This is a genomic window from Roseibium sp., assembly GCF_965276855.1.
Taxonomy (GTDB): Bacteria; Pseudomonadota; Alphaproteobacteria; order Rhizobiales; family Stappiaceae; genus Roseibium.
This window is the reverse complement of record NZ_OZ255700.1, coordinates 2,808,208-2,834,418: the sequence shown is the minus strand read 5'-3', so window position 1 is coordinate 2,834,418 and position 26,211 is coordinate 2,808,208. Positions and strand designations below refer to the sequence as shown.

The window sequence follows — 26,211 nt, the reverse complement described above, 5'->3', positions numbered from 1 at the left end:
GTCTCTGGACGGCCTGCGTCAGTAAATCTCCTTGAGCAAAACACGGTCCGGGTGCAGAACTGCACTTGGACGCGCCGATGACTTTTGGAGATTTTGAGATGTTGGGACTTTCCCGGCGCGAGCTGCTGCTTGGATCAGCGGCAACAGGTGCAGCCTTTGCAACCGGCGGACTGGCAGCGCGCGCGGCCAACAGCCCAGATCACACGCTGACCATCTCCCCATATGAACACAGCTTTCTGCCGGGAACCGTCACCCGTGACATGATGAGTTTTGCTCCAGACGGTCCGCCGCCGGTCCTGCGGATGAAACGGGGCGAGAAGGTCGTCATTGACGTCCAGAACACTTTGGATGAGGCAAGCGTCGTGCATTGGCACGGCCTCAGGATCGCCAACGCAATGGACGGTGTGCCGTATCTTACCCAGCATCCGATCGAAACCGGTCAGTCCTTTCGATATGCGTTTACCCCGCCGGATGCAGGCACCTTCTGGTATCACCCGCATTGCAACACTTTGGAGCAGATGGGCCGGGGCCTGACCGGTGTCCTGATCGTTGAAGAAGACGAAGACCCGGGGTTCGATCTGGATCTTCCGCTCAATATCCGGGATTTCCGTCTTGGCGGAGATGGTCAATTCATTGAAATGTTCAAGGCCCGCAACGCCGCCCGCGGCGGCACATACGGCACTGTCTCCACGGTCAATTGGCAGATCGATCCGCTTTATGAGGTACCAGCGGGTGGTCTGGTCCGGCTAAGGTTGGCCGTAACCGATGTCACGCGGGTCGGAACGTTCGGCGTTGAAGGCGGTGCGGCTCACGTGATCGCAATTGATTCCAATCCGCTCCCCGGACCAATGTCGGCAGAAAATATTCTGTTATCTCCCGGTCAGCGCGCCGACGTCGCCCTAAAGGTACCTGATGAGGAGGGACAAGACGTCACGCTGTTCTTGCGCCGGCCAAATGGAGACAAGGCACTGGCACGTTTCAGAGCGACGGGCACAAGCGCCAACCGCCAGCTGGCAGATCTCAAAGCTCTTCCAGCCAATCCGGTTCCGAGACCGGACCTTGCCAATGCAGAGGTGATCGATTTTGTCTTTGGCTGGTCGCCAGAAGGGGATGCCCCTCAAGCCAGCATTTGCGGGTCTCTTGGCTATACCTTCTGGTCGATCAACCGCGAGGCCTGGCCAGGCGATGTGCCGGGGCCGCTAGACCCGTTGGCCCGGATGAAACTCGGCAAATCCTATGTCTTGCGGTTGCGCAATGAATCGCCCAATGCGCATCCGATCCACCTGCACGGCGTCTCGTTTCAGCTGCTTCGATCCAACAAACGCAAACTCCCGCCGCTCGTCACAGACACGGCTCTGTTGCTTAAGGAAGAAACGATGGAGGTCGCGCTTGTCGCGGACAATCCCGGCGACTGGGCCTTTCATTGCCACGTGATCGAACACCAGAAAACCGGGCTTGCCGGCTTCTTGAGAATTGAAGACTAGATCAGAAAAGCATCAGACAGAAAACGAGACGCTTGGCACCGAACGCGCGGAGCGGTTGGCAGCCGCATAGCTTTCCAACTGGCTCGACCGGTCAAGCGCTGTTTGGGCATATGCCTGATGGGTAATCAGCAGGTGTGCCGTGCGCTCGGAATAAGCATGGGGCCTGGTTTCGACTGGAGTGGCAACAGCCGCTGGCGTAGCTTCTGTGCTGGTTGGAACAAATTCCGGCTGTGCGCGAGTTTCGCTATCGCCGGCTGAGGGAAGATCCGCAGCTGGACGCTGGCGGATTTTCGGTGGCCGGATGGCAATGATCGGCTGAACTTGCATTTGCATCTTCTCCGGTTTGGGCCAGTCCATGGCCAATCTGTTCGGAGGTCCGGGCTCTGTCCGGAACCAGGGTCACAATAGACCCTGTCCCGAAATGAAACTGTGTTTTCAGTCACAGTTTACCGTTCTGCTTGGATCCACTTGCATGCGCCCCAGAAACGAAAAAGGCCCGGAGCAACAGCTCCGGGCCAAGGTGTCCAGTGGTACGTCTGGAAACGTCAAACCTCACCGCTCCGTCTTCAGGACGTGACCGGCCCCCCGCTGGCGGGGAAGGGCAGCGGTCGCCCGGTAGGTGTTGACCCCGGTGAGGGGTTCTGTCTGCCTGCCGGACCTTGCCTGAAGCTCACCATCGCGGGTGGCGATCAAGTGAGCGAGAAAAATCGAATTCGGGCGATACCGGCCCGCAAAAGCATCCTGCTTGCGTTCAAGAACCGGCTCGAGCGGAACCGGCACATGCGCAGAAAAGGCCGTTCTGCGTTCACTTTCCGTCTCACCGACAGATGGACGCTTGCGCCTCACATTGGCACGGCCGGTTGATGTAACAGGGTTCACTCGCACGTTTTGACGCCTCATTGTGTCAGAATGGCACGCTTTCCGCGGCTCTCCCTCTGACCTCGCAACTCATGTGCCAGTTTAACGAGGCGTTAACCTTTTGTCCGCAGAAATCGGCCATTTCCGCTCTCAAAAAGTTAACAGCTTGATCAAATTTAGGACATTTCAGGCGAAAAACGGGGATTGTGGTGGAAACATCAATCCCGTCTTGAAACTTTGCGTTTCGATTTTCCGGTAGTGATTCCCAAGTTGGAAAACCTTGTGTTTCCCGAGTTCGCCCGGTCATGTTTCCAAGGTTGTGGCCAAAGCGTCCCGGTTGTTTAGCCCGAAAAACGCTCCCGGTAGGCCTGGGGACTGACGCCAAAGCGGCGCTGAAACGCCTGCCGTAAGGTTTCTTCCGTGCCGAATCCGCTGCGGCTTGCAGCTTGCGCAACCGGGCGATCCTGCTCAAGCAGCTGACGGGCCTGATCGAGCCGCAACTCTTCCAGTGTGCGCATCGGGCTGCGGCCAGTTTCCTTCTTGTAGTGACGGGACAGTGTGCGCGGGCTCATGACCGCCTGTTCGGCCATGTCATTCAGGGTAATTGGGTTCTGAAGGTTCTCGATCATCCAGGAATGCAGCTGATCGAAACGGCCACTGTCGTTTTGAAGTGTTAACGCGGCACTGAATTGGGATTGCCCGCCGGGACGTTTCAAAAACACGACCAACTGCCGGGCAACCTGTAGAGCCAGTTCCCGGCCGAGATCTTCTTGCACCAGAGCAAGGGCAAGATCTATTCCGGCCGTCACGCCCGCAGACGTCCAAATGCTGCCGTCCTGAACATAGATCGGATCGGCTTTCAGCCGGACTTCCGGAAACCTACGTTTGAATTCGGCGCAGCGTTGCCAATGCGTTGCGGCCTGTTTGCCATCCAGAAATCCGGCTGTCGCCAGCAGAAACGCACCGCTGCACACGGAAGCAATCCGCCGGGCATTCGCGGCCCGAGCGGTCAGCCAGCAGAGAATATCCGCGTCCTCACATAGGCGGTCGATCCCGTATCCGCCTGGAACCAGAAGCGTATCGATGGCGCTGACATCGTTCGGCAACGGACTTGCGAGAAGGGCAAGCCCGCTGGAACTCTTCACAGGAGAAGCCGTCGAAACCGTTTCGATCTCATAGGCAGCGGTTTTTCCGGCTGCGATCAACTGTTCATTGGCCGAGGCAAACACCTGCATTGGCCCGGTAATGTCCAGCACTTGGACGGCGTCATAAGCAAGAATTTCAATGCGGCGTGTCATTTGGCTTAATTCTTGGGGTAATTGTCCAGATCGCCAGATGGTGGGCTGCTATCACGGGCCTGTCAATATGGAGGTTCTCATGACCCTGTCTTTCGGAATTCTCATCTTTCCAAATGTTCAGTTGCTGGATGTTGCGGGACCAAACGATGCTTTTGCAGCCGTGCCGGGCGCGAAGGTTCATCTGATCTGGAAAAACTGTGACCCGGTCACAACGACCAGCGGTATGGAAATCCGGGCAAATACAACGTTTTCAGAGTGTCCGGACCTTGATGTCCTGTGCATTCCGGGCGGCGGCGGCGTCAATCCGTTGCTGCAGGACGAAGAGGTGCTCGGCTTTGTGCGCGGCGCGGCGGCAAACGCGCGATACATCACCTCCGTTTGCACCGGATCGCTGGTTCTTGGCCGGGCCGGGCTTTTGAAAGGCAAACGCGCGACAAGCCATTGGAACGCCGTCGACTTCCTGCCACAACTGGGCGCCGTCCCGGTCCGGGAACGGGTGGTGAAAGACGGCAACCTCTATACGGCCGGCGGTATCACCTCCGGAATTGATTTCGGACTGGAAATCCTTGCCGAGCTGCTCGGAGAAGAAGAGGCACGCACCGTCCAGCTCGCAATTGAATACGCCCCGGCCCCGCCATTTGCATCCGGCACTCCGGACGAAGCGGCACCCAATATCATTGCCGAGGCACGAAAGCGCATGGCGCACTCCCGCCAGGAGCGGCTGGACCTTCTTGGCGAACCGGCCTGACGGTTGTTTTAGCCTTTAAACACATACAATCTGTGCTTTTGCGGTCCCGGACCCGATCCGGGATCGGCAACCCTCCTGAATTGGTCCCGGCTCAAGGCCGGGACAGGGACGGACAACTGCTACGACCAAAAAACTCTCACCTCTCCTGCGAGCCGCTCCTGCGTCAGTCTGATTGGAAGAACGCGATCTGATTCGCGTAGCTTTTAGAGTATTGCTCGGGGTGAACAGCAGTATGTGTTCCCTGATCTGGTCAAAAACCGGCAGGCACCGGACAGTTCCTGCCGATTTTAACCAACGTCATCCCGACGTTGCGAAAGACACCTAAGTATCTGTATCCACTGGACAGATCGGTGCATTTTCGAACTCGACAATCCGAAAAAATACGTCGGCTCTCCGACGGTCAAGGAACACCGCAAACAATCGATCGCGAATTGTCTCCTGTCAGACTTGGGTAAGTCAGCTTCAAGTATGGTATCAGTGATATTTATGCGATGACGTAAGCGTGTTTGGCAGTTTGACTTTGGATCATTCGGATTGATGGAGATTGATATGACACCAAAACGGGCCGCACTGCGAATGGTGGCGATTGTTGCCGCTGCTTTGATAGCCACACCGGCCTTGGCCGCATCTTGTATTACCAGCAAGGGGCAATTTGGGGCCTACAAACAACAGCTGGCGCAACAGGCCGCCGCGTCAGGTGTCAAGAAACGCGGCCTTCAAGCGCTACAACAGGCAAAACTGTCCGGCATCACATGGCGGTTTGAATCAAATCCGGCGTCACAATCCAGTATGCGTTACCGCAGCCCTGAACAGTTCCTCAAGAGCCGCTTCTCGAGCGTGAACACGTTTGTTTCCGGTGCCAAACGCAAACTCAAACAAAACGCCAGACTGTTCCAGTCTATTGAGCAACGCTATGGCGTACCCGGATCGATCCTGGTGGCGATCTGGGGGTATGAAACCAACTGGGGCGGGTATACCGGCAACACGCCCATTGTCAGCGGCGCAGTTACGCTCGCGTCCTATTGCCGCCGTCATCCGCGCTTTGAAGACGATGCCATCGCCGCTCTTCAACTGGTCGACCGAGGCCTGATCACCGGCAACAGCCGCGGCGGACCGTCAGGTGAACTCGGGCATATGCAGTTTCTCGCAGGCAACTGGGTGCGCTTTGCCGTCGACGGTAATCGGGACGGCCGTTCAGATCCCAACAATGCAGCCGACGCGCTTGCGACAGCTGCAAATATGCTCCGCCGCAACGGTTGGCGGGCCGGACGGTCCTTCGCGGACGGGTCAGCCAATTTCCGGGTTCTTTCAACCTGGAACGACAGCGGCAACTACCAGCGCGCCATTGCCTATGCTGCCGGTTTGATCGACCAATAAGCCTGGTTCTGACGCATTAACCCTCAACAAATAAAACGGGCGCTTAAAAGCGCCCGTTTTTTTCATGTCCGATTAATGAGAACCGGAGCGCCCCTGAGCTCGCTCCGGATGCAGATATCTCAGTTTGTTACCAGGTTGCGCAGGACATAGTGCAGGATGCCGCCGGCCTTGATGTATTCCAGCTCGTCTTCGGTATCGACGCGGCACAGGCACTCAATGGTTTTGGTGGCGCCGTCCTCATAGGTCACTTCCACATCCATCATCTGACGCGGCTGGATGTCCGCTATGCCCTTGATGGTCACGCTTTCGTTGCCGGTGATGTTGTGCGACTGCCAGCTTTCTCCCTCTTTGAAGGTCAGCGGGATGACGCCCATTCCGACAAGGTTGGAACGGTGAATGCGCTCAAAGGACTGGGCGATGACGGCACGCACACCCAATAGCTTGGTGCCTTTCGCGGCCCAGTCGCGGGATGAACCGGTGCCGTATTCCTTGCCGGCGAACACCACCAGCGGACGGCCCGCTTCCTGGTATTCCATGCAGGCGTCGTAGATCCACTTTTGCTGACCGTCCTTCATGGTGACGCCGCCTTCGACGCCCGGAACCATCTGGTTCTTGATGCGGATATTGGCGAAGGTGCCGCGCATCATGACCTGATGGTTGCCCCGGCGCGAGCCATAGGAGTTGAAGTCCTTGCGGGCGACTTGATGCTCGGAAAGATACTGACCTGCCGGGCTGTTTTCCTTGATGGCACCGGCCGGTGAGATGTGGTCGGTGGTAATCGAATCCAGGAACAGCCCCATGACCGCCGCGTTCTCGATGTCCTCAAGCGGCTTCGGCTCCATGGTCATGCCTTCAAAATAAGGCGGGTTCTGCACATAGGTGGACCCGGCTGGCCAGCCATAAGTCATGCCGCCTTCGACCTTGATCGCCTGCCAGTGCTCGTCCCCCTTGAAGACGTCGGAGTAGCGTTCGCGGAACATCTCTTCGGTGATGGACGAACGGATCAATGCAGTAATCTCTTCTGTGGTCGGCCAAAGATCCTTGAGATAGACCGGGTTGCCGTCGCGGTCTTCACCGAGCGGGTCCTCAACCACATTGATGTGCATGGATCCGGCCAGTGCGTAGGCGACCACCAGCGGCGGCGAGGCCAGATAGTTGGCGCGCACATCCGGGTTCACCCGACCCTCGAAGTTGCGGTTGCCGGACAGAACAGAACAGGCGACCAGGTCATTGTCGTTGATGGTCTTGGAAATCGCCGGATCGAGTGGGCCGGAATTGCCAATACAGGTGGTGCAGCCATAGCCGGTCAGGTTGAAGCCGAGCGCATCCAGGTCCTTCTGGACATCGGCCTTTTCCAGATAGTCGGTGACCACTTGCGAGCCCGGGGCCAGCGAGGTTTTCACCCACGGCTTCACCTTGAGACCTTTTTCCAGCGCCTTTCGGGCAACCAGCCCGGCACCGATCAGAACAGATGGGTTGGAGGTATTGGTGCAAGAAGTGATCGCGGCAATCACTACGTCGCCCTCACCGAGATCGAAATCCTTTCCTTCAACTGCATAGCGCTGACCCGGCTTGTCCAGCACAGCCACATCACCGGCAGTTGCTGTCGCGCTCTTTATGTCTTTCAGCGCCTTGGCAAACTCCGGTGCGGCTTCAGACAAAGTTACCCGGTCTTGCGGACGCTTCGGGCCGGCAAGCGAAGGCACGACGGTAGAGATATCGAGCTCCAGGGTGTCCGTGAAGGCCGGTTCTTCCGAACCTTCCCGGAACATGCCTTGGGCTTTGGCGTATTCTTCCACCAGCGCGACGCGGTCCTTGTCGCGGCCGGTTGCTTCCAGATATTTCAGCGTGTCACTGTCCACGGGGAAGAAGCCGCAGGTCGCGCCGTATTCCGGCGCCATGTTGGCGATGGTCGCTGCATCTTCGAGGGACAAGTTGTCGAGGCCTGGACCATAGAATTCCACGAATTTACCGACCACGCCCTTGGCGCGCAGCATCTGTACTACGGTCAGAACCAGGTCGGTGGCGGTAATTCCCTCGTTCAGCTTACCGGTCAGCTTGAACCCGATGACTTCCGGGATCAGCATGGAGATCGGCTGGCCGAGCATGGCCGCTTCCGCCTCGATGCCGCCAACGCCCCAGCCAAGGACTGCAAGGCCGTTGACCATGGTGGTGTGGCTGTCCGTGCCGACCAGCGTGTCCGGATAGGCGATTTCCTCGCCGTTTTCCTGTTTGGTCCAAACGGTCTGAGCGAGATATTCAAGGTTCACCTGGTGGCAGATACCGGTGCCCGGTGGCACGGCGCGAAAATTGTCAAACGCGGATTGGCCCCAGCGCAGGAACTCGTAGCGTTCGCCGTTGCGCTCATATTCCAGTTCGACGTTTTTTTGGAACGCGTCGCCGGTCCCGAAGTAGTCGACCATCACCGAGTGGTCGATGACGAGATCCACCGGCACCTGCGGGTTCACCTTCTGCGGATCGCCGCCAAGCTTCACCGCTGCATCACGCATGGCGGCAAGATCGACCACGGCCGGAACGCCGGTAAAGTCCTGCATCAGGACCCGGGCCGGGCGGTAGGAAATCTCTTGCGTGGAGGTACGCGTCTTCAGCCACTCCGCGCAGGCCAGAATGTCGTCTTTCGTGACCGTGCGCCCGTCTTCAAAACGCAGCAGGTTTTCCAGAACAACCTTCAGTGAAAACGGTAGTTTGGAGACGCCCTCAAGGCCGTTCTTCTCGGCCTCTGGAATGGAGAAGTAGGTGTAGGTCTTGCCACCAGCGGTGAGGGTTTTCTTACACTTGAAACTGTCGAGGGACTGGGTCACGACGTGCGCTCTCCTTCGCATCCGTGGCAGCCTCGACGCGTTTTGCCGGCCGCCGGTCTACACATTTTGCAGGTACCCCGGAAAGAAAAGACACTTCATCCCAGAAGGTTCCGCAATGGACGCGAACAGAGCCTCTCCCCCATCCTTGTCCCAAAGAAACTTGCGAGAGTCCTATACAAAATTCCAAGCGATTTCACCAGAACAGGCGCAACACCCAGGGCAATAGACGGGTTCAAAAATGCATTATCTCCGCCCGGCAGACCCTTTTAGGAAACAGGACCTCATTTCCGATGGAGATGTATATTCATTATGGAATTACAAGGGCTTCTACACCGCAAAGGCATTTGTAGTATCTATCGGCAGACACCGGTGACTTAACCTGTGGAAGCACCACTCAATCCACGTCGTCATCGTCAGACATGTAGGCATCCCAAAGATCCGGACGCCGTTCGCGGGTCAAGCGCTCAGCTTCGGCGAGACGCCATTCGTGGATTTTCTTGTGATTGCCGGAGGTCAGGACATCCGGGATGGTCAGGCCCTCGAACTCCGCCGGGCGTGTGTAGTGAGGATGCTCCAGAAGACCGGTTTCGAAGCTTTCCGTATCCGCGCTTTCCATGTTGCCCATCACACCCGGGATCAGGCGAACGATCGCATCCAGCATTGTGATAGCACCGATCTCTCCTCCCGACAGAATGTAATCCCCGATTGAGATTTCCTCCAGGTTCCGCGTATCGATGACACGCTGATCAATGCCCTCAAACCGGCCGCAGACGATGATCGCCCCGGGGCCCTCCGCGAGCTCGTGAGCGCGGTCTTGCGTCAGCGGCTTGCCGCGCGGGCTCATCAGGATGCGGGGGCGGGGATCTTCGGCGGGAGCTGCGGCGTCAATCGCCTTGGCCAGAATGTCCGCCCGGAGAACCATGCCGGCGCCGCCGCCTGCCGGTGTATCATCGACCGACCGGTGCTTGTCCGTTGCAAAATCGCGGATCTGGCTGATTTCAAGATCCCACAGCCCCTTCTCCAACGCACGGCCGGACAGGCTCTGCCCGAGAGGCCCTGGAAACATGTCAGGGTAAAGCGTCAGAATGGTTGCCTTGAAGGCCATTGGAGCACCGCCTGTTTGCCGCAGTGGGTCAAGTTTGCACCGGACCAGCCTTAACGATCGATTTACCAAGTAAATTAGTAATTCTGTTGCTGTTTGCCCGTTTTAGGAGTTTGAAAGCTCTGATTAATCGTCCTTGTGCTAAGTGACAAGGAGATAACAATCAGGTGGTCTGTCGTGCGCCGTTTTCCGAGGATAAAATTCAAGCTTCCAGACATCTTTCTTCTTCGGGAAGACCCGCATTTCATTGAGTTGTCTGTGGGCCGTGTCCTGCCGCTTGCTGCGCTTGTAACCTTCGGCGTTCTGGTCGGGTTGGTGTTCCAGACCGGCGTCGATCACCCCTATGACAAAATCCTGCATATCGCGTTTTTCGCGCTTCTGACGCTCTCAATCCACGCCTTGTTTTGCTGCCGGCTGCGGATCTCGGCTTTCATCGCAATGAGCCTTGGCATCTTGGGCGAAATCGTTCAAGGCATGCTGCCGCATCACCAAATGTCGGTGCCGGACATCGTTGCAAACGCAATCGGCGTCTCACTCGTGGTCGCTCTGATCGCGCTGGTCCGCTCAGAAACCAGACAGGCCTTGAGTGACGAAACCGATGACATTGATCTTGGGGAAATGGGTTTGAAACCCGTACCGACCCGTTATTTGTCCGGGGAATCGGTCGACGAGCCCGGATCCGGTTTTTCGTCCGACAAATAGTCTTCCGGAAGATCGGCAACCACAAAGCCGTTTTCCAGATTGATCTGCGGAACGAATTCCTTGGTAAAGGGGATGTAGAAAGTCTTGCCACGCTTCGGGCGGATCTCCAGGAGATCGCCTGCGCCAAAGTCCTGGACCGCCACGATCTTGCCGAGCGGTTCACCTTGCGGGTCCTTCACGTCCAACCCGTTCAGGTCGGAATAGTAGAACTCGTCTTCGTCTGTCTCAGGCAGCTGGTCCCGGTCGATATAAAGCTCGGTGCCGTTAAGCTCCTCTGCCCTGTTGCGGTCTGTCACTTCCTTGAATTTCGTGACGACAACCGTCTTCTGCACCCGCGCACTAACCACTTCGAAGGACTGTTTGCCGTCCTTGGTCGTCAGCACACCGTAGTCGGTGAAGGAAAGCGGGTCATCGCCAAACGGCTTGACCCGCACTTCCCCGCGAACGCCATGCGCCGCGCCGATTTTGGCCATCAGTACCTTTTGTGTCTCTCTTGAGCTCATCTCAAAAGGCCCTCAAGCCGGATATCCACGCGGCGCAGTTGGTCTTATTCAGCAGCAGCTTCTTCAGAAGCGGCAGCTGCAGCAGCAGCGGCTTCTTCTTCAGCAGCCTTCTTCTCGTCGAGACGCTCTTGCGCCTTACGGCCGAGCTGGGCTTTCTTCGGGTTGTTGCGCGGCTCACGCTTCAGGAGACCGGCAGCGTCGAGGAAGCGGTGTACGCGGTCGGTCGGCTGTGCGCCGTTGCCGAGCCAGTACTGGATCCGCTCAACGTTCAGCTGAACGCGCTCGTCGGAATCCTTCGGCAGCATCGGGTTGTAGGAACCGACTTTTTCGATGAAACGGCCATCACGCGGAGCGCGGATGTCAGCAACAACGATGCGGTAGTACGGGCGTTTCTTGGAACCGCCACGTGCAAGGCGAATTTTCGTAGCCATTTTATGTCTCCAGTATGTTTCAGTTGCCGGCTTCAGCGGCAATGGCTTCATGGTGCCGGATCACTTCGCGAACGATGAAGTTCAGAAATTTCTCGGCAAAGTCAGGATCGAGATTGGCGTCGGCTGCGAGTGTCCGCAGCCGCTCGATCTGAATTTTCTCCCGCGCCGGATCAGCCGGCGGCAGGTCGTTTGTGGCTTTCAAGACACCAACCTTCTGGGTGCACTTGAAACGCTCTGCGAGCATGTGAATGAGCGCTGCGTCGATGTTGTCGATCGAACCGCGCAAGGACTTCAGCTCATCAAGAGCCGCGCTTTGTCCCAGTTGGGTTTCAGCCTGGCTCATCGTTTCTTACCCTTCCCCATGCCGGGAAGACCCGGCATTTTCGGACCGCCAAGGCCTGGCAAACCCGGCATTCCTGGCGGCAGGCCCGGACCACCGAGACCCGGCATTCCGCCCGGCAATCCTTTTGGCAGATCCATGCCGCTTGGCATCTGGCCGGACTTGGCCATTTCTTCCAGCTGCTTCGGATCGACATCCGGCATGCCGCCGCCCATGCCGCCCATCAGCTTGCCGAGCATACCTTTGCCCTTGCCCATCTTTTTCATCATGTCCGCCATCTGGCGGTGCATTTTCAAAAGCTTGTTGACCTCGGCCACCTCAACCCCGGAACCGCCGGCGATGCGCTTCTTCCGGCTCGCTTTCAGGAGATCGGGCTTCTTGCGCTCGGTCGGGGTCATCGACTGGATGATCGCAATCTGGCGCTTGAACATCTTGTCGTCGAGACCGGCGGCGTCGATCTGCTTTTTCATTTTGCCGACGCCCGGCAGCATGCCCATCATACCGGACATTCCGCCCAGCTTTTCCATCTGTTTGAGCTGCTCGGCGAGATCTTCCAGGTCGAAGTGACCCTTCTGCATCTTCTTCGCCATCTTTGCGGCCTGTTCCGCATCAATGGCTTCGGCCGCTTTCTCAACGAGCGAGACAATGTCGCCCATGCCGAGAATCCGGTCGGCGATCCGTTTCGGGTAAAAGTCTTCCAGTGCGTCGGACTTTTCACCCGTACCGATCAGCTTGACCGGCTTTCCGGTGACCGCCTGCATGGAAAGTGCAGCCCCGCCGCGCCCGTCACCGTCCATACGGGTCAGAGCAATACCGGTGATGCCAACGCGCTCGTCAAAGCTTTGCGCCAGATTGACGGCGTCCTGACCGGTCAAACTGTCGGCAACAAGAATGATTTCATGCGGGTTGGCGGCGGCCTTGACCTCGGCCATTTCCACCATCAACGGTTCGTCGATGTGGATACGGCCCGCAGTATCGAGCAGAACCACATCATACCCGCCTAGTTTGGCCGCGGACATGGCACGGTTGGCAATCTCGACCGGGCCCTGGCCTTCGATGATCGGCAGGGTGTCAACGTCGTTCTGTTCACCCAACACCTTCAGCTGCTCTTGCGCGGCCGGACGGCGGGTGTCGAGCGAAGCCATCAGCACCTTGCGCTTGTCACGCTGGGTGAAACGGCGGGCAATCTTGGCCGTGGTGGTGGTCTTACCGGAGCCTTGCAGACCGACCATCATGATCGCGACCGGAGCCGGTGCGTTCAGGTCGATCGGCTGACCTTCTTCGCCGAGCATCTCGACAAGCTGGTCGTGAACGATCTTCACCACCATCTGGCCCGGGGTGACGGATTTGACGACCTCTGCGCCAACGGCACGATGACGGACCTTGTCGGTGAAAGAGCGAACGATCGGCAGGGCGACGTCGGCCTCGATCAGCGCGCGGCGGATTTCGCGCAGCGCTTCGTTGACGTCGTTTTCCGACAGCGCACCACGGCCGGTGAGCTTGTCGAAAATACCGCTTAGTCGATCGGACAGGCTTTCAAACATCAAAGGGTCCTTGGCTCAATTCGTTTCGGGAAATCTCCCGAACCATATGGGGAACCGGCCCTCAAATCCAACCAATTGACCTGCGCAAAGCAGTTTGGCACCCGAGGGCGCATCGCGCTGTCGGGTGTGAACCTCCGGGATCTCTTTACACCTTTGCGGGTCCCGGTCGGCGGATTGAAATGTCAGTCACTCATATGGAGTTCGCGGGCTTATGCCGGAAAGAGAAAGGAGAGTCAAGGAAGGCTGCGGATTTCTGGTCTTTATCAGCGCCAGACACCGTCTGCCTTTACGGCATCAAGCTGCTCTGGACAAAGAAACCCCACGCAACACACCGCCCCATGGCTCCAAAACAACAAAACGGCTCCTGGATCACTCCAGAAGCCGCCTTGCGAAACGGGGCTTGAGAGCTGCTTATTCGGCAGCGGTCTCTGCAGCAGCTGCTTCTGCTTCGGCCTTTTTGGCTTCAGCCTTGGCTGCCTTTGCAGCAGCAGCTTCCGCGCGGGCGTCTTCGTTGAGACGCTTGGAGCGGGCGTTGGTGTTCTCTGTGATACGAGCAGACTTACCGCGACGGTCGCGCAGGTAGTAGAGCTTCGCACGGCGGACTTTACCGCGGCGGACAACCTCTACGCCTTCCAGCATCGGAGAGTAAATCGGGAACACACGCTCAACGCCTTCGCCGTAGGAAATCTTGCGGACGGTGAAGCTTTCGTTGATGCCGCCACCGGAACGCGCAATGCATACGCCTTCATAAGCCTGTGTACGGGTCCGGTTGCCTTCGGTGACCTTCACCAGAACGCGGACGGTGTCGCCCGGAGAAAATTCAGGAAGCTTACGCTGAGCTTCGATTTTCGCCATTTCTTCAGCGTTCAGCTGCTCGATGATATTCATGGCATGTTTCCCTTTTCAATTACAAAGCGGTCAGAGCGTCCTTGGGATCTAAGGTGCCAAGAACGGGTTCACCAGCTTTGGGCCATGTTGCATATCCGCCGGATTTTTATGGAGTTCGGTGCCCGGTAAAAGCATCGACCAGAACACAAGGCTTCCTGCCGGAAGACAAGCATTCATCCAACTTGGGCGGGCGTATACAGGATTTTCGGGCCGTTGTCATGCGGATTCTTGCCGTTTGTCTCAGAGGCAGGCCGCAGAGGTCTGCGGCCTGGCATTATTTGGCAAAGTCAGTTCACTGATACAATTTGTTCTGAGATTTCCTAAAACACAGAAAGAGCCGATTAGGCCGATTACAGCAGCAAGTTACTCGAACACCGGCGGCATTCCGCAGCGCCTCACAATTAAACGCTTGGAGCGTATTTACAGGAAATTCTATCTATGGTGCATTTGCACTATGATTTTGTTTAATTGATCTGTTTTTTATATTCAGGGGGATGCGGAATTATGGCAACCAATCTGGATACGTTATTAAGCAGGCTTTATTCTGCATCGCTTTTGGATGGCGGGCTAACTGGGGTCTTGTCAGACCTTGGAGCAGCCTATCCAGATCTGCCTCTATCTTATCAAGCACAATGTGTATTCCGGAATTCTCTCTATGAAGGCGCAGTCTTTAATTACGGCCCAAATGCACTGGAAGAAATCAGCGCAGCGGAGTCGCCAAACCCGTTCCCTCCGATAGCGCTAAAATGCTCGCTTAATCGTGTTGCTGTGACCAGCGACCACATACCTCCGGACGACATCGAACGGAGCGATTTCTTTGATGAGCACTTGAGGAAGCACGGTGAAATAAACCGGGCCTTAGGTATCATTCTTCATCGTCAAGGTCAGGATTCTGCCTTTATCGCAGCCAACTTGCCAAAACGCCTGAAACAACGGGAAGAAGATCATATCTTGCGGCTGTTTGAGACGCTCCGGCCACATCTGCAAGGGGCCTTCCGGCTTCTCATGGAGGTCAAACAAAGGGAAGTAAAGCTTCAGACTGGCGGTTTCTGGTTGGAGCAGATCCCGACCGCAGCCTTTGCCGTTACCCCGGACTACAAGGTTCTTCAAATGAACAGCCATGCGAACAAAATGACCAAGGCCGCACGCCACCTCCAACTCGACCGGTCCGTTCGGCTGTGTACCGTAAACCGTTCGGCGCAACGCGTGCTTGAAGCAAGTTTGCACAAGGCGCACGACGTGCAAAGGCCTATAGGGCCGATTAGCCTGACATCCGGCAAACAAGGCGGTCCACTCCTGTTTGTGATTCCGGTTCGGTTCCAGGATCAGATGCACCCGTCTCTTGCGCCCTTTCTGAGGCACTCCATGCCACTTCTGGTGACAGTTTTTGACCCGTCCGATACACCGCTTTCGTCAAACAAAGCTTTAAAAATGGCCTTTGGAATTACCGACGGTGAGAGCCGGCTTTTGCAGGAATTGATCCGCGGCGGGTCGCTACGCGATGCTGCAAACCGGCTGGAGATTTCCTATCACACTGCCCGCAATCAGCTGGCCAGCACCACTTCAAAGACCGGAACCCGGTCACAAACAGAAATCGTTCGCCGCGCAAGCGAGCTGTTGTCACGCATGTCCACACCAACAGTCCTGAATAGCTTTTCTAAGCTGGCCTCAGAAAAGAACGGCCCAAACTAACGCAGGGTCAAAGGGCACGCACAGCTTTTCAAAAAGCTGCTTGACTCTCTGGCCGTTCTCCGGAATCAATAAGAACAAATAGAGAACAAAAACCAGCGTGATTGGAATCAACGTGCACAATGTCCGCCGCATCCGAACATAGCACATCTCTTGCCGAGCTGCGTCGCCGCATTGCGGATCTTGAGGGTCGCCTCCCCTTTAAGACGCAGTTTGGTCCGGCCCCTGCGACCGCCGCCAACCCGCAGGGGCCGGACAGTTTTTTGAAAGACCGTCCGGCGGACGGCAAGACGCAGGCTGAGGGCTTCGAAGCTAAGCCGCCCGGAAAGGACGGATCAGACGATCTCGCCGCACGGTGCCCCTTGGGCCTGGAGACACTCGATCGGCTGTTTCAACCCGGCAGCAGCTTGTCGGGCAGCGGACTGAAACTGGGGGCCTTGCATGAGGTGGTCAGCTCCGAAAGCCGCAATGCCGGGGCACTCAGTGGCTTCGGCCTTGCGCTTCTTGCACGGCTTCTGGCCATAAGGTCCGGGCCGGTTCTGATGGTCCAGGATATCCGGGCCACTCAGGAATCCGGCCGGTTTCACGGCGCAGGGCTGCTGGACTTCGGCATTGATCCGGCCCGGTTGATCGTGGTGCGGGCGAAAAAGCTGGAAGACGTTCTGTGGTGCCTTGAGGAAGGCGCGTCCTGCAGGGCCCTTGCCGCCGTTGCCGGCGAAATCCAGGGCGGGGAGCGTCTCGTGGATCTCACGGCAAGCCGCCGAATTTCCCTGCGGGCCAGCCGCAGCACGGTCCCGGTCATCTTGCTCCGTCATGGAGCAGCACAGGAACCGACCGCAGCCGTCACCCGCTGGCAGATTTCTCCGGCCGCCTCAAAGGCTCCGGAGTTCTTGAAAAAAGCACCCCATGCGGGCCTGGGAGCGCCAGCATGGCACATCGACCTGACGCGGAACCGGGAGGGCCGTCCCGGCCGCCTGACCGTGGAGTGGGACCATGCGAGACAAACATTTGCCGCACCAGCGCATCCTCTCGCTCTGGATCGCGGATCTTCCCTGCGACCGGATCCTGCGCCGGCTGCGGGTCAGCTCCACACCCTCCGCCCGGCAGGCTGAACCGCCGCTCGCCGTTTTGGAAAAAATCCGGGGCGCCCGCCGGATTGTCTCCTTGAATGAAACCGCAAGGGCCTGCGGCTTGCGTCTCGGCGAGGCGGAAGCCGATGCTCGGGCCCGGGTCCCGCATCTTTTGTGTGAAGACGCCGATCCGGAAAAAGATGCTGCCTTGCTGGGCGCTGTCGCGGATTGGTGCGCCCGCTACACGCCTTTGGTGGCGCTCGACGGCAAGGACGGGCTGTTTCTCGACATCACGGGCTGCGCGCACCTCTTCAACGGAGAAGAGGCCCTTTTGAAAGATGCCTTGGAACGGCTTCACCGGCAGGGGTTTTGCGTTGCCGGTGCGATCGCTGGAACCGCAGGGGTGGCCTGGGCGCTTGCCCGCTTCGGTTCCGGCGGTGTCTTGGCGGACAGCCAAGAACGGCAAGCCCTCGCCCCCTTGCCCCTTGCAGCTCTTCGGGTGCCTCCTGAAGCTGTCTCCGGCCTGAACCAGGTTGGATTGAAAACCATTGGTCAGCTGTATGACCGGCCGCGTGCACCGCTCACAAACCGCTTTGGCGCAGACCTCATCCTCCGGCTTGATCAGGCACTTGGGCTTCAGGGGGAGGCAATCTCTCCCCGGTTCGAAGCTCCGCTGATTTCCGCAGAGCGGCGGTTCTTCGATCCCATCTCACAGTTGGAGGACGTCAAGGCGGTCGCGCTCTCCCTGGCTGGTCAGGCCGCCAAGGCGCTGGAACGCAGGGTCGAAGGCGGCCGCGTCTTTGAATTGAGCTTGTTCCGGGTCGATGGCGCGGTTCAAAAATTCCGCGTCGGCACCAGCAGCCCACTGCGCGACCCCAAACGTGTTCTCCGGCTGTTTGCCGAAAAACTGAAGGCTGATGAAGGGGCAATCGATGCCGGCTTTGGCTACGACCTTGTCCGCCTGGACGTTTTGGTCGCCGACAAGGTCCCGGCCGTTCAATCGGCGCTCACAGCACACGGTGCAGTAGAAGCCGATGCCAGCCTGGACGATCTGGTGGACCGGTTGGGTGCCCGCTTGGGCCCTGAGCGTATCACTCGGCTTTTGCCGGTCGACCGGCATCTGCCGGAGAGCCAGACCGGGTATGTACCGGCAGCCTTCGCCCAACAAGACGCGCTCATCTGGTCCGGATTTTCAAAAAGCGTAGCCGCTCCCGATCTTCACCGCGCGCACCCCTCATCCAGTCCTCAACTCGGGTTTGCTGAAGACACCCGTCCGGCTGGCGGGACAGAGACCTCCAGCTGGCAGGAAGGCCTGATGACACGTCCCTTGCGGCTGATCGAACCGGCAGAAGAAGTCGAGGCCCTGGCCATGGTTCCGGACGGGCCACCGTTAAGGTTCCGCTGGCGCCGCAGCATCTACCAGGTCGTCCGCTCTGAAGGTCCGGAACGCATTGCTCCGCCCTGGTGGATTGGCGCGAACGACCGGCCCTCAGAGGCCAAGGAGGGCGTGACCCGGGATTATTTCCGCATTGAAGACACCGAAGGTCGGCGGTTTTGGCTCTACCGGGAAGGTCTTTATGAGCGCGAGACCAGCCGCCCGCGCTGGTATCTGCAGGGTCTGTTCGCATGACATGGCGCCCTTCAATCACGGAGCCGCCCGCTTACGCGGAGCTGTGCGCTGCGACCAATTTTTCCTTTCTTCATGGCGCTTCCCATCCGGAAGAACTGGCGCTTCAAGGCGCACACTTGCAACTGGCCGCCCTTGGCATTTGTGACCGCAATTCCATGGCCGGTGTGGTCCGGGCGCATATGGCAGCAAAAGAGACCGGATTGAAGTTCGTGCCCGGTTGCCGTCTGGCGTTTCTCGACGGCACGCCGGATCTTCTTTACTGGCCGAAAGACCGTGAGGCCTATGGCACGTTGACCCGGCTTCTGACCATCGGCAACCGGCGGGCGGAAAAGGGTGCCTGTCATCTGACCCTGGATGATGTGAACCTGCTCTGCCCGGGCTCTCCAACCGCACTGATCCTGCCGTCGGGCCTGCCGGATCCAGATCCGGTCCTGAAGGTGCTGGAACAGCTGAAAATCCACTTTGAAGGCACGCTCCGGCTTGCCGTCGCCCTCCACCGCAAGGCGGAAGACCGGCGGCGGCTCGCTCTTGCCCGTAACATCATGCAAACGGCGGATGTGCCGATGCTCGCCATCAACGATACGCTCTACCATGCGCCGGACCGGCGCCCCTTGCAGGATGTTCTAACCTGCATCCGCCTGCATGAGCGGCTGGAGAGTGCCGGCCGCCAACTGCAGCAAAATGCCGAACGTCATTTGAAGCCGGCAGAAGAAATCCTGCGGCTTTTTGAAAACGATCCGGCGCCTTTGCATGAAAGCCTGAAGATCCTTCAAGAGGTCCGGTTCTCGCTGGATGACCTTCGCTATGAGTACCCTGAAGAACCGGCCGGGGAGAGTGCCTGCCCGCAGGCCGAACTGGAGCGGCTGACCTTGGAAGGTGCTAAACGGCGCTACCCGGAAGGCGTTCCGGACAAGATCCGAGCAACCATTGATCATGAACTGAAACTGGTCGCGGACCTCGACTACGCGCCGTATTTTTTGACCGTTTACGACATTGTCCGGTTTGCCCGCACACGCGGCATCCTGTGCCAGGGTCGGGGATCAGCCGCCAACTCCGTAGTCTGCTTCTGCCTTGGCATCACCGAGGTTGACCCAACCAGGGCAGATCTCCTGTTTGAGCGTTTCATCTCACCCGAACGGCGCGAGCCGCCGGACATTGATGTCGACTTCGAACACGAGCGGCGGGAAGAGGTCATCCAGTACATTTATGCCAAATACGGCCGCGAACGCGCCGGGCTTGCGGCCACTGTCATCACCTATAGGTCCCGCTCCGCCCTTCGGGAAGTCGGCAAGGTGTTCGGCCTTTCCGAAGACGCGATAGCGTCCCTTGCAGGGACGGTCTGGGGGCGTGCGTCGGCCGGAACCGAAGAGGACCAAGTGCGCGAGGCCGGGCTGGATCCGTCAGATCCCTTAATCACACAAATGCTGGAACTGGCCCGCACGCTGATCGGTTTTCCCCGGCACCTGTCCCAGCATGTTGGCGGCTTTGTCATCACCCGTGGCCGGCTCGACGAGGTCATTCCGATCCAGAACGCGGCCATGGAAGACCGCACCGTGGTGGAATGGGACAAGGATGATCTGGATGCCCTCGGGATCCTGAAAATCGACATCCTTGCACTTGGCATGCTGACCGCAATCCGTAAGGCCCTCACCATGCTGTCGGAAAACTATGGCCAGGATCTCACCATCTCCACCATCCCGGCTGAGGAGGCACCCGTCTATGACATGTTGTGCCGGGCCGATTCCGTCGGCGTTTTCCAGGTGGAAAGCCGGGCCCAGATGACCATGCTGCCGAGGCTCAGACCAAGGGCGTTCTACGATCTCGTCATCGAGGTTGCCATCGTCCGACCCGGCCCAATCCAGGGCGACATGGTCCACCCTTACCTGCGCCGCCGTCAGGGCAAGGAGCGTGTCAGTTACCCGAGCAAGGAGCTGGAAGCCGTCCTCGGCAAGACCATGGGTGTGCCGCTGTTTCAGGAACAGGCGATGAAGATCGCCATTGTAGCCGCCGGGTTCACACCCGGCGAAGCCGACAAGCTGCGCCGCGCCATGGCGACCTTCCGAAGGGTCGGCACGATCGGCACGTTCCAAACCAAGATGATCGAGGGCATGGCAAAAAACGGCTACGACCGGGACTTTGCCGAACGCTGCTTCCGCCAGATTGAGGGCTTTGGCGAATACGGGTTTCCCGAAAGCCATGCAGCAAGTTTTGCGCTGCTCGTTTATGCCTCGTCCTGGATCAAGGCCTATTACCCGGATGTCTTTTGCGCCGCGCTTTTGAATTCCCAGCCCATGGGGTTTTATGCCCCCGGACAACTGGTCCGCGATGCGCGCGAACATGGTGTGGATGTCCGCGAGGTTGATATCAACCTGTCAGACTGGGACGCAAAACTGGAACCTGGCTGGCAGGCAGCCCGGCATCTCCACCCCCGTCACCGGGAGATGAAGGAGATCGTGCGTACCAATCATGCGATCCGGCTCGGTTTCCGGACAGTCAAAGGCCTTAAACAGGACGATATGGACAAGCTGATCGAACACCGCGGTGATGGCTATGACAGCATCCGGGATCTCTGGCTGAGATCCGGCCTCAGCCGCCCGGTGATCCTGCGCCTTGCCGAGGCCGATGCGTTCCGCTCACTCGGTCTTGACCGGCGCGCGGCGGTCTGGGCGGCGCAAGGTCTGGAAGCTGGCAATCAGCGCGACCGGCTGCCGCTGTTTGATGTTGCCGATTTTGGAGACTTGCGGCCAGAACCGGACGCAGACCTGCCGCCGATGTTGCCGGGCGCCCATGTCATGGCCGACTACCAAAGCCTGAGCCTGTCCTTGAAAGCCCATCCGGTTGCTTTTGCCCGGCCTGCGCTCGCTGGTCAGCGCGTTGTTCCGTGCATGAACCTGCCGGATGTCCGCCAGGGCCGCCAAATTTCCGTGGCCGGACTGGTGCTGGTCCGCCAACGGCCCGGCTCGGCCAAGGGCGTCATTTTTCTCACGCTGGAGGACGAAGGAGGCATCGCCAACATTATTGTTTGGCCGAAGGTGTTTGAAAAATACCGGCCATTGGTAATGGGAGCGCGCTTCTTGAAGGTTTCAGGGCGCGTCCAGAATGAAGCCGGGGTCATTCACGTGGTGGCAGATCATGTCGAGGACGTCACCGCGCTGCTGTCCGATCTGTCCGACAAGTCCCTGGACGATGCCGGCCTTGCCCGCGCGGATGAGGTCAAACGCCCCGTGATTGAATTGACCGAAAAGATCAAGCCGGCCAGCCGCCTGGTCCAGCTGATCCGCGATGTTCCGGAACTTCGAAAGGATGTCGCACAGATCAAACCGCACAAGGCCGCCGCCCTTGAGCGGCAAACAGTGAAAGCTCTGCCCGGCGGGCGGAATTTTCACTAGATCAGGCTGGTTCCTTTTTGATCGAAGGCTTGCCGCGAAATCCTGCGATCCGCTCACTAATCGACTGGAAGACAACATAAAGAACCGGGATCATCAAAAGCCCGAGGGTGCTGTCGATGATCATCCCCACGAACACGGGAAAGCCGATCGACACACGCCCGGCAGCTCCTGCGCCGCTTGCCAGAACCAGCGGGAGAACACCAAGAATGAAACATAACCCTGTCATGGTCACAGGCCGGAACCGCATGTGAGCTCCCTGAATCGCAGCCTCTTGAATGCTGTGCCCCTCTTCCCGAAGGTTCTTGGCGAACTCAACCACCATGATTGCCTTCTTCGCGGCCAACCCGATCAGCAACACCATGCCGATCTGGGCGTAGATGTTGTTGTTCAGGTTCGGGATAAATTGCAGCGGGATCAATGCGCCGAACACTGCAAACACGGTCGATGCCATGACAGACAGAGGCAACACCCAGCTTTCATATTGGGCGACCAAGCAGAGATAGGCGAAAATCACCGCCAGGATCAGGATATAGGTGACCAAACCACCGGCATCGACCTCCTGAAGCGTGATGTCCGTCCAGTCAAAACCATAGCCTTCCGGCAAGGATGTTTGGGCGACCTCTGCGAATTTCTGAATGCCAGTGCCGGAACTGAAGCCCGGTTGGAGCTGGGCGTTGATCGAAGCCGATGTAAAAAGATTGTATCGGTAGATCGTCTGGGCGCCCAACACCGGTTCCGCCGTGATGAAGGTCCGCAGCGGCAACGCTTCACCGGCCGCATTCTTTACGTAAATGCCCCGGACCTGGCTGGTAGTCTGCCGGAACTGCGCATCAGCCGACATCACCACCCAGTAGACGCGGCCGTCCTTGACGAAATTGTTCACATAAAGAGAACCAAAGCTCGCCTGCAGCGCCGTAAAGATGTCGCTGACCTTGACCTGCAGGGCTTCGGCGCGATCGCGGTCGATCGTCAAACTGTATTGGGGGGCCGTGGCCGAAAAGCTGCTGAAGGCCGACTGGAATTCCGGCTCCTTCATCAGCGCCGACAGGAATGCTGTTTTGACAGCGTCGAAATCCTCAATGTTGTTGGCCTTGTAATCCAAGAGCTGCGCCGACAAGCCGCCGCTTGACCCAACGCCCTGGATCGTCGGCAATGGGAACACAAAGGACGTTGCTTCCGGGATCGCGGCCAGGGACCGGTTCAAGGACATCATGATGGCCCACCATTGGGTGTCGCGCGTCTTGCGTTGATCCCAAGGGTCCAGCAACAACACCAGAATTCCAACGTTCGACCTGTTGCCGGCGAGCAAACTGAACCCGGCGACAGACGTAATGGCTCCTACGCCCGGGTGCTTTTGAACCTGTGCGCTGATGTTTTGCACCACCTCTTGGGTCCGCTGGAGCGAGGCACCATCGGGCAGTTCAATGCTAACAAACAACACGCCATTGTCTTCCGGGGGAATGAAGCCGGTCGGCGTGGTTTCAAACATGTAGATCGTGGCAGCGACAACGCCCGCGAACACAGCCAAAGAGACAGGAATAAACCGGAGCATGAGCCGGACAATGGCAACGTAGCCATCCCGAAGCTTGTCGATCAGCATCGGGATTAGGCGGAAAAGACCTTTCGGATGCCCGGTCCGGCGCGACAGGAACAGCGAACAGAGCACCGGGCCAAGCGTCAGTGCATTGATGGCAGACAGCGCGAAGGCAAATGTGATCGTCAAAGCGAACTGGAGATAGATCTCGCCCGTGATTCCGGGAAAGAAGCACACCGGGACAAACACCGCCGCCAGAACGAATGTGGTCGCGATGATCGGCCGCGTCACCTGGCTCATCGCTTTCAACGTGGCTTCGCGCGGCTCAAGTCCATCCTCTTCCATGATCCGTTCGGTGTTTTCGATGATAACAATCGCATCATCGACCACCAGCGTGATCGCAAGCACGATGGCAAAGAGCGTGATCATGTTGGCGCTGAACCCGATCACATAGATGAGCGCCATGGTCCCAAGCAGGGAGACAGGAATTGCGATCGCCGGGATCAAGGTTGCCCGGATACTGAGGAGAAAGAAAAAGGTGACCGAGATGACCAGGGCCGCCGTTATCGCCAGGGTCGATGCGATCTCTTCGATTGATTTTCGAACCGCAGTGGTCACGTCATAGGCAAGGACATATTCCATGTCCTCGGGGAACTGTTTTGAAAGCTCCTCCATCTGGGAGCGGACGGCGTCCGCAACATCCAGGGCGTTTGCTCCGCTTTCCTCGAAAATCGCAATGATCGCAGACGGTTCGCCGTTGTAGAACGATGTCGCCGCATAACTCTCAGCGCCAAGCTCCACCCGCGCGATGTCTTTTAGCCGGATGAAAGAACCATCATCCTGCGCTCCGAGGATGATTTGCTCAAACTGCTCTGCAGTCTCCAGCAGCCCTTGAGCGTCTAATGTGAATTGAAAAGACGTCTGCGCGTCGCTGAAAGGTGGGGCGCCAATCTGACCTGCGGCAGCTTCGACATTTTGCGCCTCGATGGCCGAGGAGACATCCGACGCGGACAAATTCAGTGCCGCCATTTTTTCCGGGTTCAGCCACACCCGCATGCTGTAGTTCAACGGCCCAAACTGATTGACCAGCCCGACACCATCAATCCGGCTGAGCGGATCCTGAATGAAATCAGCTGCATAGTTGCTCAAATAGAGCTGACTGAACGTCCTGTTCGGTGACAGCAGATTGATCACCTGCAGCATGTCGCTGTTCTGCTTCGACGTGGAAATGCCGAGCTTTGTGACGGCTTCGGGCAGCAGAGGCGTGGCGAGCGCCACCCGGTTCTGGACATTGACCGCGGCAATGTCGGGGTCCGTGCCGATTTCGAACGTGACGGTCAGCTGATAGGTGCCTTCACTGGACGATTGGGACGACATGTAAATCATCCCGTCGACACCATTCACCTGTTCCTCGATCGGTGTTGCGACGGCATTTTGAATGAGGGCTGCGTTGGCGCCCGGGAAACTCGCAGTCACCTGAATTTGCGGTGGCGCAATGTTTGGAAACTGGGCGATTGGCACAAACCGGATGGCGAGTGCGCCAACCAGGACCGTGAGGACCGCGATGACGATGGCAAAGTTGGGCCGATCGATAAAGAATCTTGCAAGCATCGGACCGCCCCGGTTCAGGATTACGTTTCAGTCGGGCTGACTTTGACGCCCTCATGGATCTTCTGCAGCCCCTGGATGACCACCGGATCTCCGGCCTTCAGGCCTTTGCTGACAACCCAATCCCGCCCGATCTGATTGCCTAGGGTCACATCCCGCCGTTCAACGACATCGTCTTTTCCAACGACAAACACAAAGTGCCCCTTTGCATCGAGCTGAATTGCCGTTTGCGGAACAACGACAACTTCGCTTGCATTCGGGTCCTCGAATGTCACGGTAACCACTTGGCCGGGCACCAGAAGCGCATCCTTGTTGTTAAATGCGGCACGCATTTCGACCGTGTCTGTGGCTGTTTCGACTTTGTTGCTGATGTAGTCGATCTTCCCGGCAGCAGGGTAACTGGCGCCGTCTGAGAGCTGCAATTTCACATCAAGTGTCGAAGAATTTTCAGCAACGAGACCTTCCTGACGCTTCAGGATCAGGTCCCGCTCGCTGATAAAAAACTTCACATGGATCGGGTCTATGCTGGTGATCGTCGCGAGAACGCCAGTGTTCGACGTTATGAGGTTGCCAACATCGACAGGCGAGTCGGAGATCCGGCCATCGATCGGACTGGTGATGGTCGTGAAGCCCAGATTGATTTTGGCTGTATCGAGATCTGCTTGAGCCTCTCCGACTGCAGCTTGATCACCCTTGTAATCCGCTTCAGCTGAATCGTAGACCGCCTGCGAAACATCGCCCCGATCCAGCAGCTGTTTTTGTCGGTCGAGGTTGATTTTGCCGTTCAGGGCCGTGGCCTTCGCCCCGTCCAACGTCGCCTCTGCCTTGTCGGCACTTGCCTGATAGAGATCCTTTTCAATCTGGAAGAGCACATCACCCCTTTTGACGAGCCCCCCATCGGTGAATTTCTGGCTTTCCAGAACGCCTTCGACCCGCGCTTCCACTTTGACGGTGCTCACGGCTGCGACGCGGCCAACATAAACATCGGCCATTCCAGGCTTGGTGTTGGACGCCCGCTCCACCAGAACCGCAGGCGCCGGATCGTCGGCGTGAGCCGGGATTAAACCAATTGCGAAAATAAAAAAAACGAAAGCTGAGGCGAAAAACTTCATGAAGTCAGGCTCCTGCCGTTTGGCGGCTTGAACCTAGACTTGCACCCATTTGCAGACCGGTCAAATGAACGACTTAGGAAGC

At 58.0% G+C, this 26,211-nt stretch carries 20 protein-coding genes; 8 read left to right on the top strand and 12 right to left on the bottom strand.

Annotation, left to right across the window (positions count from 1 at the left end; all coding sequences use genetic code 11):
• Nucleotides 1-98 precede the first annotated feature (98 nt).
• On the top strand, nucleotides 99-1,484 hold the full coding sequence (locus tag ACQY4Z_RS12995) for a multicopper oxidase family protein (RefSeq protein WP_428521883.1): 1,386 nt from the start codon (nucleotides 99-101) through the stop codon (nucleotides 1,482-1,484).
• A gap of 12 nt (nucleotides 1,485-1,496) precedes the next feature.
• Here the strand turns inward: ACQY4Z_RS12995 and ACQY4Z_RS12990 are convergent, their stop codons facing one another.
• The 3 genes from ACQY4Z_RS12990 to ACQY4Z_RS12980 all read right to left on the bottom strand — a co-directional run bounded on the left by ACQY4Z_RS12990 (nucleotide 1,497) and on the right by ACQY4Z_RS12980 (nucleotide 3,640).
• Nucleotides 1,497-1,811, bottom strand: coding sequence for a hypothetical protein (locus tag ACQY4Z_RS12990; protein ID WP_428521881.1), 315 nt, complete (start codon nucleotides 1,809-1,811; stop codon nucleotides 1,497-1,499).
• A 225-nt stretch (nucleotides 1,812-2,036) separates the two neighbouring features.
• Nucleotides 2,037-2,369, bottom strand: coding sequence for a hypothetical protein (locus tag ACQY4Z_RS12985; RefSeq protein WP_409686634.1), 333 nt, complete (start codon nucleotides 2,367-2,369; stop codon nucleotides 2,037-2,039).
• A 314-nt stretch (nucleotides 2,370-2,683) separates the two neighbouring features.
• The gene (locus ACQY4Z_RS12980; protein ID WP_428521879.1) at nucleotides 2,684-3,640 is read right to left on the bottom strand and encodes a GlxA family transcriptional regulator; all 957 of its coding nucleotides are present in this window, start codon (nucleotides 3,638-3,640) and stop codon (nucleotides 2,684-2,686) included.
• Between the two features lie 79 nt (nucleotides 3,641-3,719).
• On the opposite strand from ACQY4Z_RS12980, the gene ACQY4Z_RS12975 reads away from it, so the two are divergent.
• Together ACQY4Z_RS12975 and ACQY4Z_RS12970 are read left to right on the top strand one after the other, a co-directional pair.
• Nucleotides 3,720-4,388 (top strand): DJ-1/PfpI family protein, encoded by a 669-nt coding sequence (locus ACQY4Z_RS12975; RefSeq protein ID WP_428521877.1) that lies wholly within the window; start codon nucleotides 3,720-3,722, stop codon nucleotides 4,386-4,388.
• Between the two features lie 549 nt (nucleotides 4,389-4,937).
• Nucleotides 4,938-5,765 (top strand): lytic murein transglycosylase, encoded by an 828-nt coding sequence (locus ACQY4Z_RS12970; RefSeq protein WP_428521875.1) that lies wholly within the window; start codon nucleotides 4,938-4,940, stop codon nucleotides 5,763-5,765.
• A gap of 119 nt (nucleotides 5,766-5,884) precedes the next feature.
• On the opposite strand, the gene acnA is transcribed toward ACQY4Z_RS12970, so the two are convergent.
• Together acnA and trmD are read right to left on the bottom strand one after the other, a co-directional pair.
• Complete coding sequence (gene acnA / locus ACQY4Z_RS12965; protein WP_428521873.1) at nucleotides 5,885-8,587, bottom strand: aconitate hydratase AcnA; 2,703 nt, start codon at nucleotides 8,585-8,587, stop codon at nucleotides 5,885-5,887.
• A gap of 394 nt (nucleotides 8,588-8,981) precedes the next feature.
• A complete protein-coding gene (trmD, locus tag ACQY4Z_RS12960; RefSeq protein ID WP_428521871.1) occupies nucleotides 8,982-9,692 on the bottom strand; it encodes a tRNA (guanosine(37)-N1)-methyltransferase TrmD in 711 nt (236 codons plus the stop codon).
• A 174-nt stretch (nucleotides 9,693-9,866) separates the two neighbouring features.
• On the opposite strand from trmD, the gene ACQY4Z_RS12955 reads away from it, so the two are divergent.
• Complete coding sequence (locus ACQY4Z_RS12955) at nucleotides 9,867-10,391, top strand: antibiotic resistance protein VanZ (protein ID WP_428521869.1); 525 nt, start codon at nucleotides 9,867-9,869, stop codon at nucleotides 10,389-10,391.
• Here ACQY4Z_RS12955 and rimM read toward each other — a convergent pair.
• The 5 genes from rimM to rplS all read right to left on the bottom strand — a co-directional run bounded on the left by rimM (nucleotide 10,334) and on the right by rplS (nucleotide 14,097).
• A complete protein-coding gene (gene rimM, locus ACQY4Z_RS12950; protein WP_428521867.1) occupies nucleotides 10,334-10,894 on the bottom strand; it encodes a ribosome maturation factor RimM in 561 nt (186 codons plus the stop codon). The two genes, ACQY4Z_RS12955 and rimM, sit on opposite strands and share 58 nt — an antisense overlap.
• Nucleotides 10,895-10,938: 44 nt before the next feature.
• Nucleotides 10,939-11,325, bottom strand: a complete 387-nt coding sequence (gene rpsP, locus ACQY4Z_RS12945; protein WP_428521865.1) for a 30S ribosomal protein S16 — start codon at nucleotides 11,323-11,325, stop codon at nucleotides 10,939-10,941.
• A gap of 19 nt (nucleotides 11,326-11,344) precedes the next feature.
• A complete protein-coding gene (locus tag ACQY4Z_RS12940) occupies nucleotides 11,345-11,668 on the bottom strand; it encodes a chorismate mutase (protein ID WP_428521863.1) in 324 nt (107 codons plus the stop codon).
• Complete coding sequence (gene ffh / locus ACQY4Z_RS12935; protein WP_428521861.1) at nucleotides 11,665-13,209, bottom strand: signal recognition particle protein; 1,545 nt, start codon at nucleotides 13,207-13,209, stop codon at nucleotides 11,665-11,667. The genes ACQY4Z_RS12940 and ffh overlap by 4 nt, the downstream gene beginning before the upstream one ends.
• A 411-nt stretch (nucleotides 13,210-13,620) precedes the next feature.
• Nucleotides 13,621-14,097 carry a 50S ribosomal protein L19 gene (rplS, locus tag ACQY4Z_RS12930; protein WP_306149296.1) on the bottom strand — a complete coding sequence of 159 codons (477 nt, stop codon included), beginning with the start codon at nucleotides 14,095-14,097 and terminating at the stop codon, nucleotides 13,621-13,623.
• A 504-nt stretch (nucleotides 14,098-14,601) separates the two neighbouring features.
• Between rplS and ACQY4Z_RS12925 the strand changes: the two genes are divergently transcribed.
• From ACQY4Z_RS12925 to ACQY4Z_RS12910, 4 genes are all read left to right on the top strand, one after another.
• On the top strand, nucleotides 14,602-15,789 hold the full coding sequence (locus ACQY4Z_RS12925; protein WP_428521859.1) for a helix-turn-helix transcriptional regulator: 1,188 nt from the start codon (nucleotides 14,602-14,604) through the stop codon (nucleotides 15,787-15,789).
• 119 nt (nucleotides 15,790-15,908) lie between these two features.
• Nucleotides 15,909-16,898 (top strand): ImuA family protein, encoded by a 990-nt coding sequence (locus ACQY4Z_RS12920; RefSeq protein ID WP_428521857.1) that lies wholly within the window; start codon nucleotides 15,909-15,911, stop codon nucleotides 16,896-16,898.
• On the top strand, nucleotides 16,780-18,486 hold the full coding sequence (locus ACQY4Z_RS12915; RefSeq protein WP_428521855.1) for a DUF6504 family protein: 1,707 nt from the start codon (nucleotides 16,780-16,782) through the stop codon (nucleotides 18,484-18,486). The genes ACQY4Z_RS12920 and ACQY4Z_RS12915 overlap by 119 nt, the downstream gene beginning before the upstream one ends.
• Complete coding sequence (locus tag ACQY4Z_RS12910; RefSeq protein ID WP_428521853.1) at nucleotides 18,483-21,875, top strand: error-prone DNA polymerase; 3,393 nt, start codon at nucleotides 18,483-18,485, stop codon at nucleotides 21,873-21,875. Before ACQY4Z_RS12915 ends, ACQY4Z_RS12910 begins: the two co-directional genes overlap by 4 nt.
• Nucleotide 21,876: 1 nt before the next feature.
• On the opposite strand, the gene ACQY4Z_RS12905 is transcribed toward ACQY4Z_RS12910, so the two are convergent.
• Entirely contained in the window at nucleotides 21,877-25,020 is a 3,144-nt protein-coding gene (locus ACQY4Z_RS12905) for an efflux RND transporter permease subunit (protein WP_428521851.1), read from the bottom strand.
• 20 nt (nucleotides 25,021-25,040) lie between these two features.
• The gene (locus ACQY4Z_RS12900; RefSeq protein WP_428521849.1) at nucleotides 25,041-26,129 is read right to left on the bottom strand and encodes an efflux RND transporter periplasmic adaptor subunit; all 1,089 of its coding nucleotides are present in this window, start codon (nucleotides 26,127-26,129) and stop codon (nucleotides 25,041-25,043) included.
• Between the last annotated feature and the right edge of the window lie 82 nt (nucleotides 26,130-26,211).

Coding starts and splice junctions, on each gene's coding strand:
- ACQY4Z_RS12995 (WP_428521883.1), top strand. CDS start 99: ATGTTGGGACTTTCCCGGCGCGAGCTGCTGCTTGGATCAGCGGCAACA.
- ACQY4Z_RS12990 (WP_428521881.1), bottom strand. CDS start 1,811: ATGCAAGTTCAGCCGATCATTGCCATCCGGCCACCGAAAATCCGCCAG.
- ACQY4Z_RS12980 (WP_428521879.1), bottom strand. CDS start 3,640: ATGACACGCCGCATTGAAATTCTTGCTTATGACGCCGTCCAAGTGCTG.
- ACQY4Z_RS12975 (WP_428521877.1), top strand. CDS start 3,720: ATGACCCTGTCTTTCGGAATTCTCATCTTTCCAAATGTTCAGTTGCTG.
- ACQY4Z_RS12970 (WP_428521875.1), top strand. CDS start 4,938: ATGACACCAAAACGGGCCGCACTGCGAATGGTGGCGATTGTTGCCGCT.
- trmD (WP_428521871.1), bottom strand. CDS start 9,692: ATGGCCTTCAAGGCAACCATTCTGACGCTTTACCCTGACATGTTTCCA.
- rimM (WP_428521867.1), bottom strand. CDS start 10,894: ATGAGCTCAAGAGAGACACAAAAGGTACTGATGGCCAAAATCGGCGCG.
- rpsP (WP_428521865.1), bottom strand. CDS start 11,325: ATGGCTACGAAAATTCGCCTTGCACGTGGCGGTTCCAAGAAACGCCCG.
- ACQY4Z_RS12940 (WP_428521863.1), bottom strand. CDS start 11,668: ATGAGCCAGGCTGAAACCCAACTGGGACAAAGCGCGGCTCTTGATGAG.
- ffh (WP_428521861.1), bottom strand. CDS start 13,209: ATGTTTGAAAGCCTGTCCGATCGACTAAGCGGTATTTTCGACAAGCTC.
- rplS (WP_306149296.1), bottom strand. CDS start 14,097: ATGAATATCATCGAGCAGCTGAACGCTGAAGAAATGGCGAAAATCGAA.
- ACQY4Z_RS12925 (WP_428521859.1), top strand. CDS start 14,602: ATGGCAACCAATCTGGATACGTTATTAAGCAGGCTTTATTCTGCATCG.
- ACQY4Z_RS12920 (WP_428521857.1), top strand. CDS start 15,909: ATGTCCGCCGCATCCGAACATAGCACATCTCTTGCCGAGCTGCGTCGC.
- ACQY4Z_RS12915 (WP_428521855.1), top strand. CDS start 16,780: ATGCGAGACAAACATTTGCCGCACCAGCGCATCCTCTCGCTCTGGATC.
- ACQY4Z_RS12910 (WP_428521853.1), top strand. CDS start 18,483: ATGACATGGCGCCCTTCAATCACGGAGCCGCCCGCTTACGCGGAGCTG.
- ACQY4Z_RS12905 (WP_428521851.1), bottom strand. CDS start 25,020: ATGCTTGCAAGATTCTTTATCGATCGGCCCAACTTTGCCATCGTCATC.
- ACQY4Z_RS12900 (WP_428521849.1), bottom strand. CDS start 26,129: ATGAAGTTTTTCGCCTCAGCTTTCGTTTTTTTTATTTTCGCAATTGGT.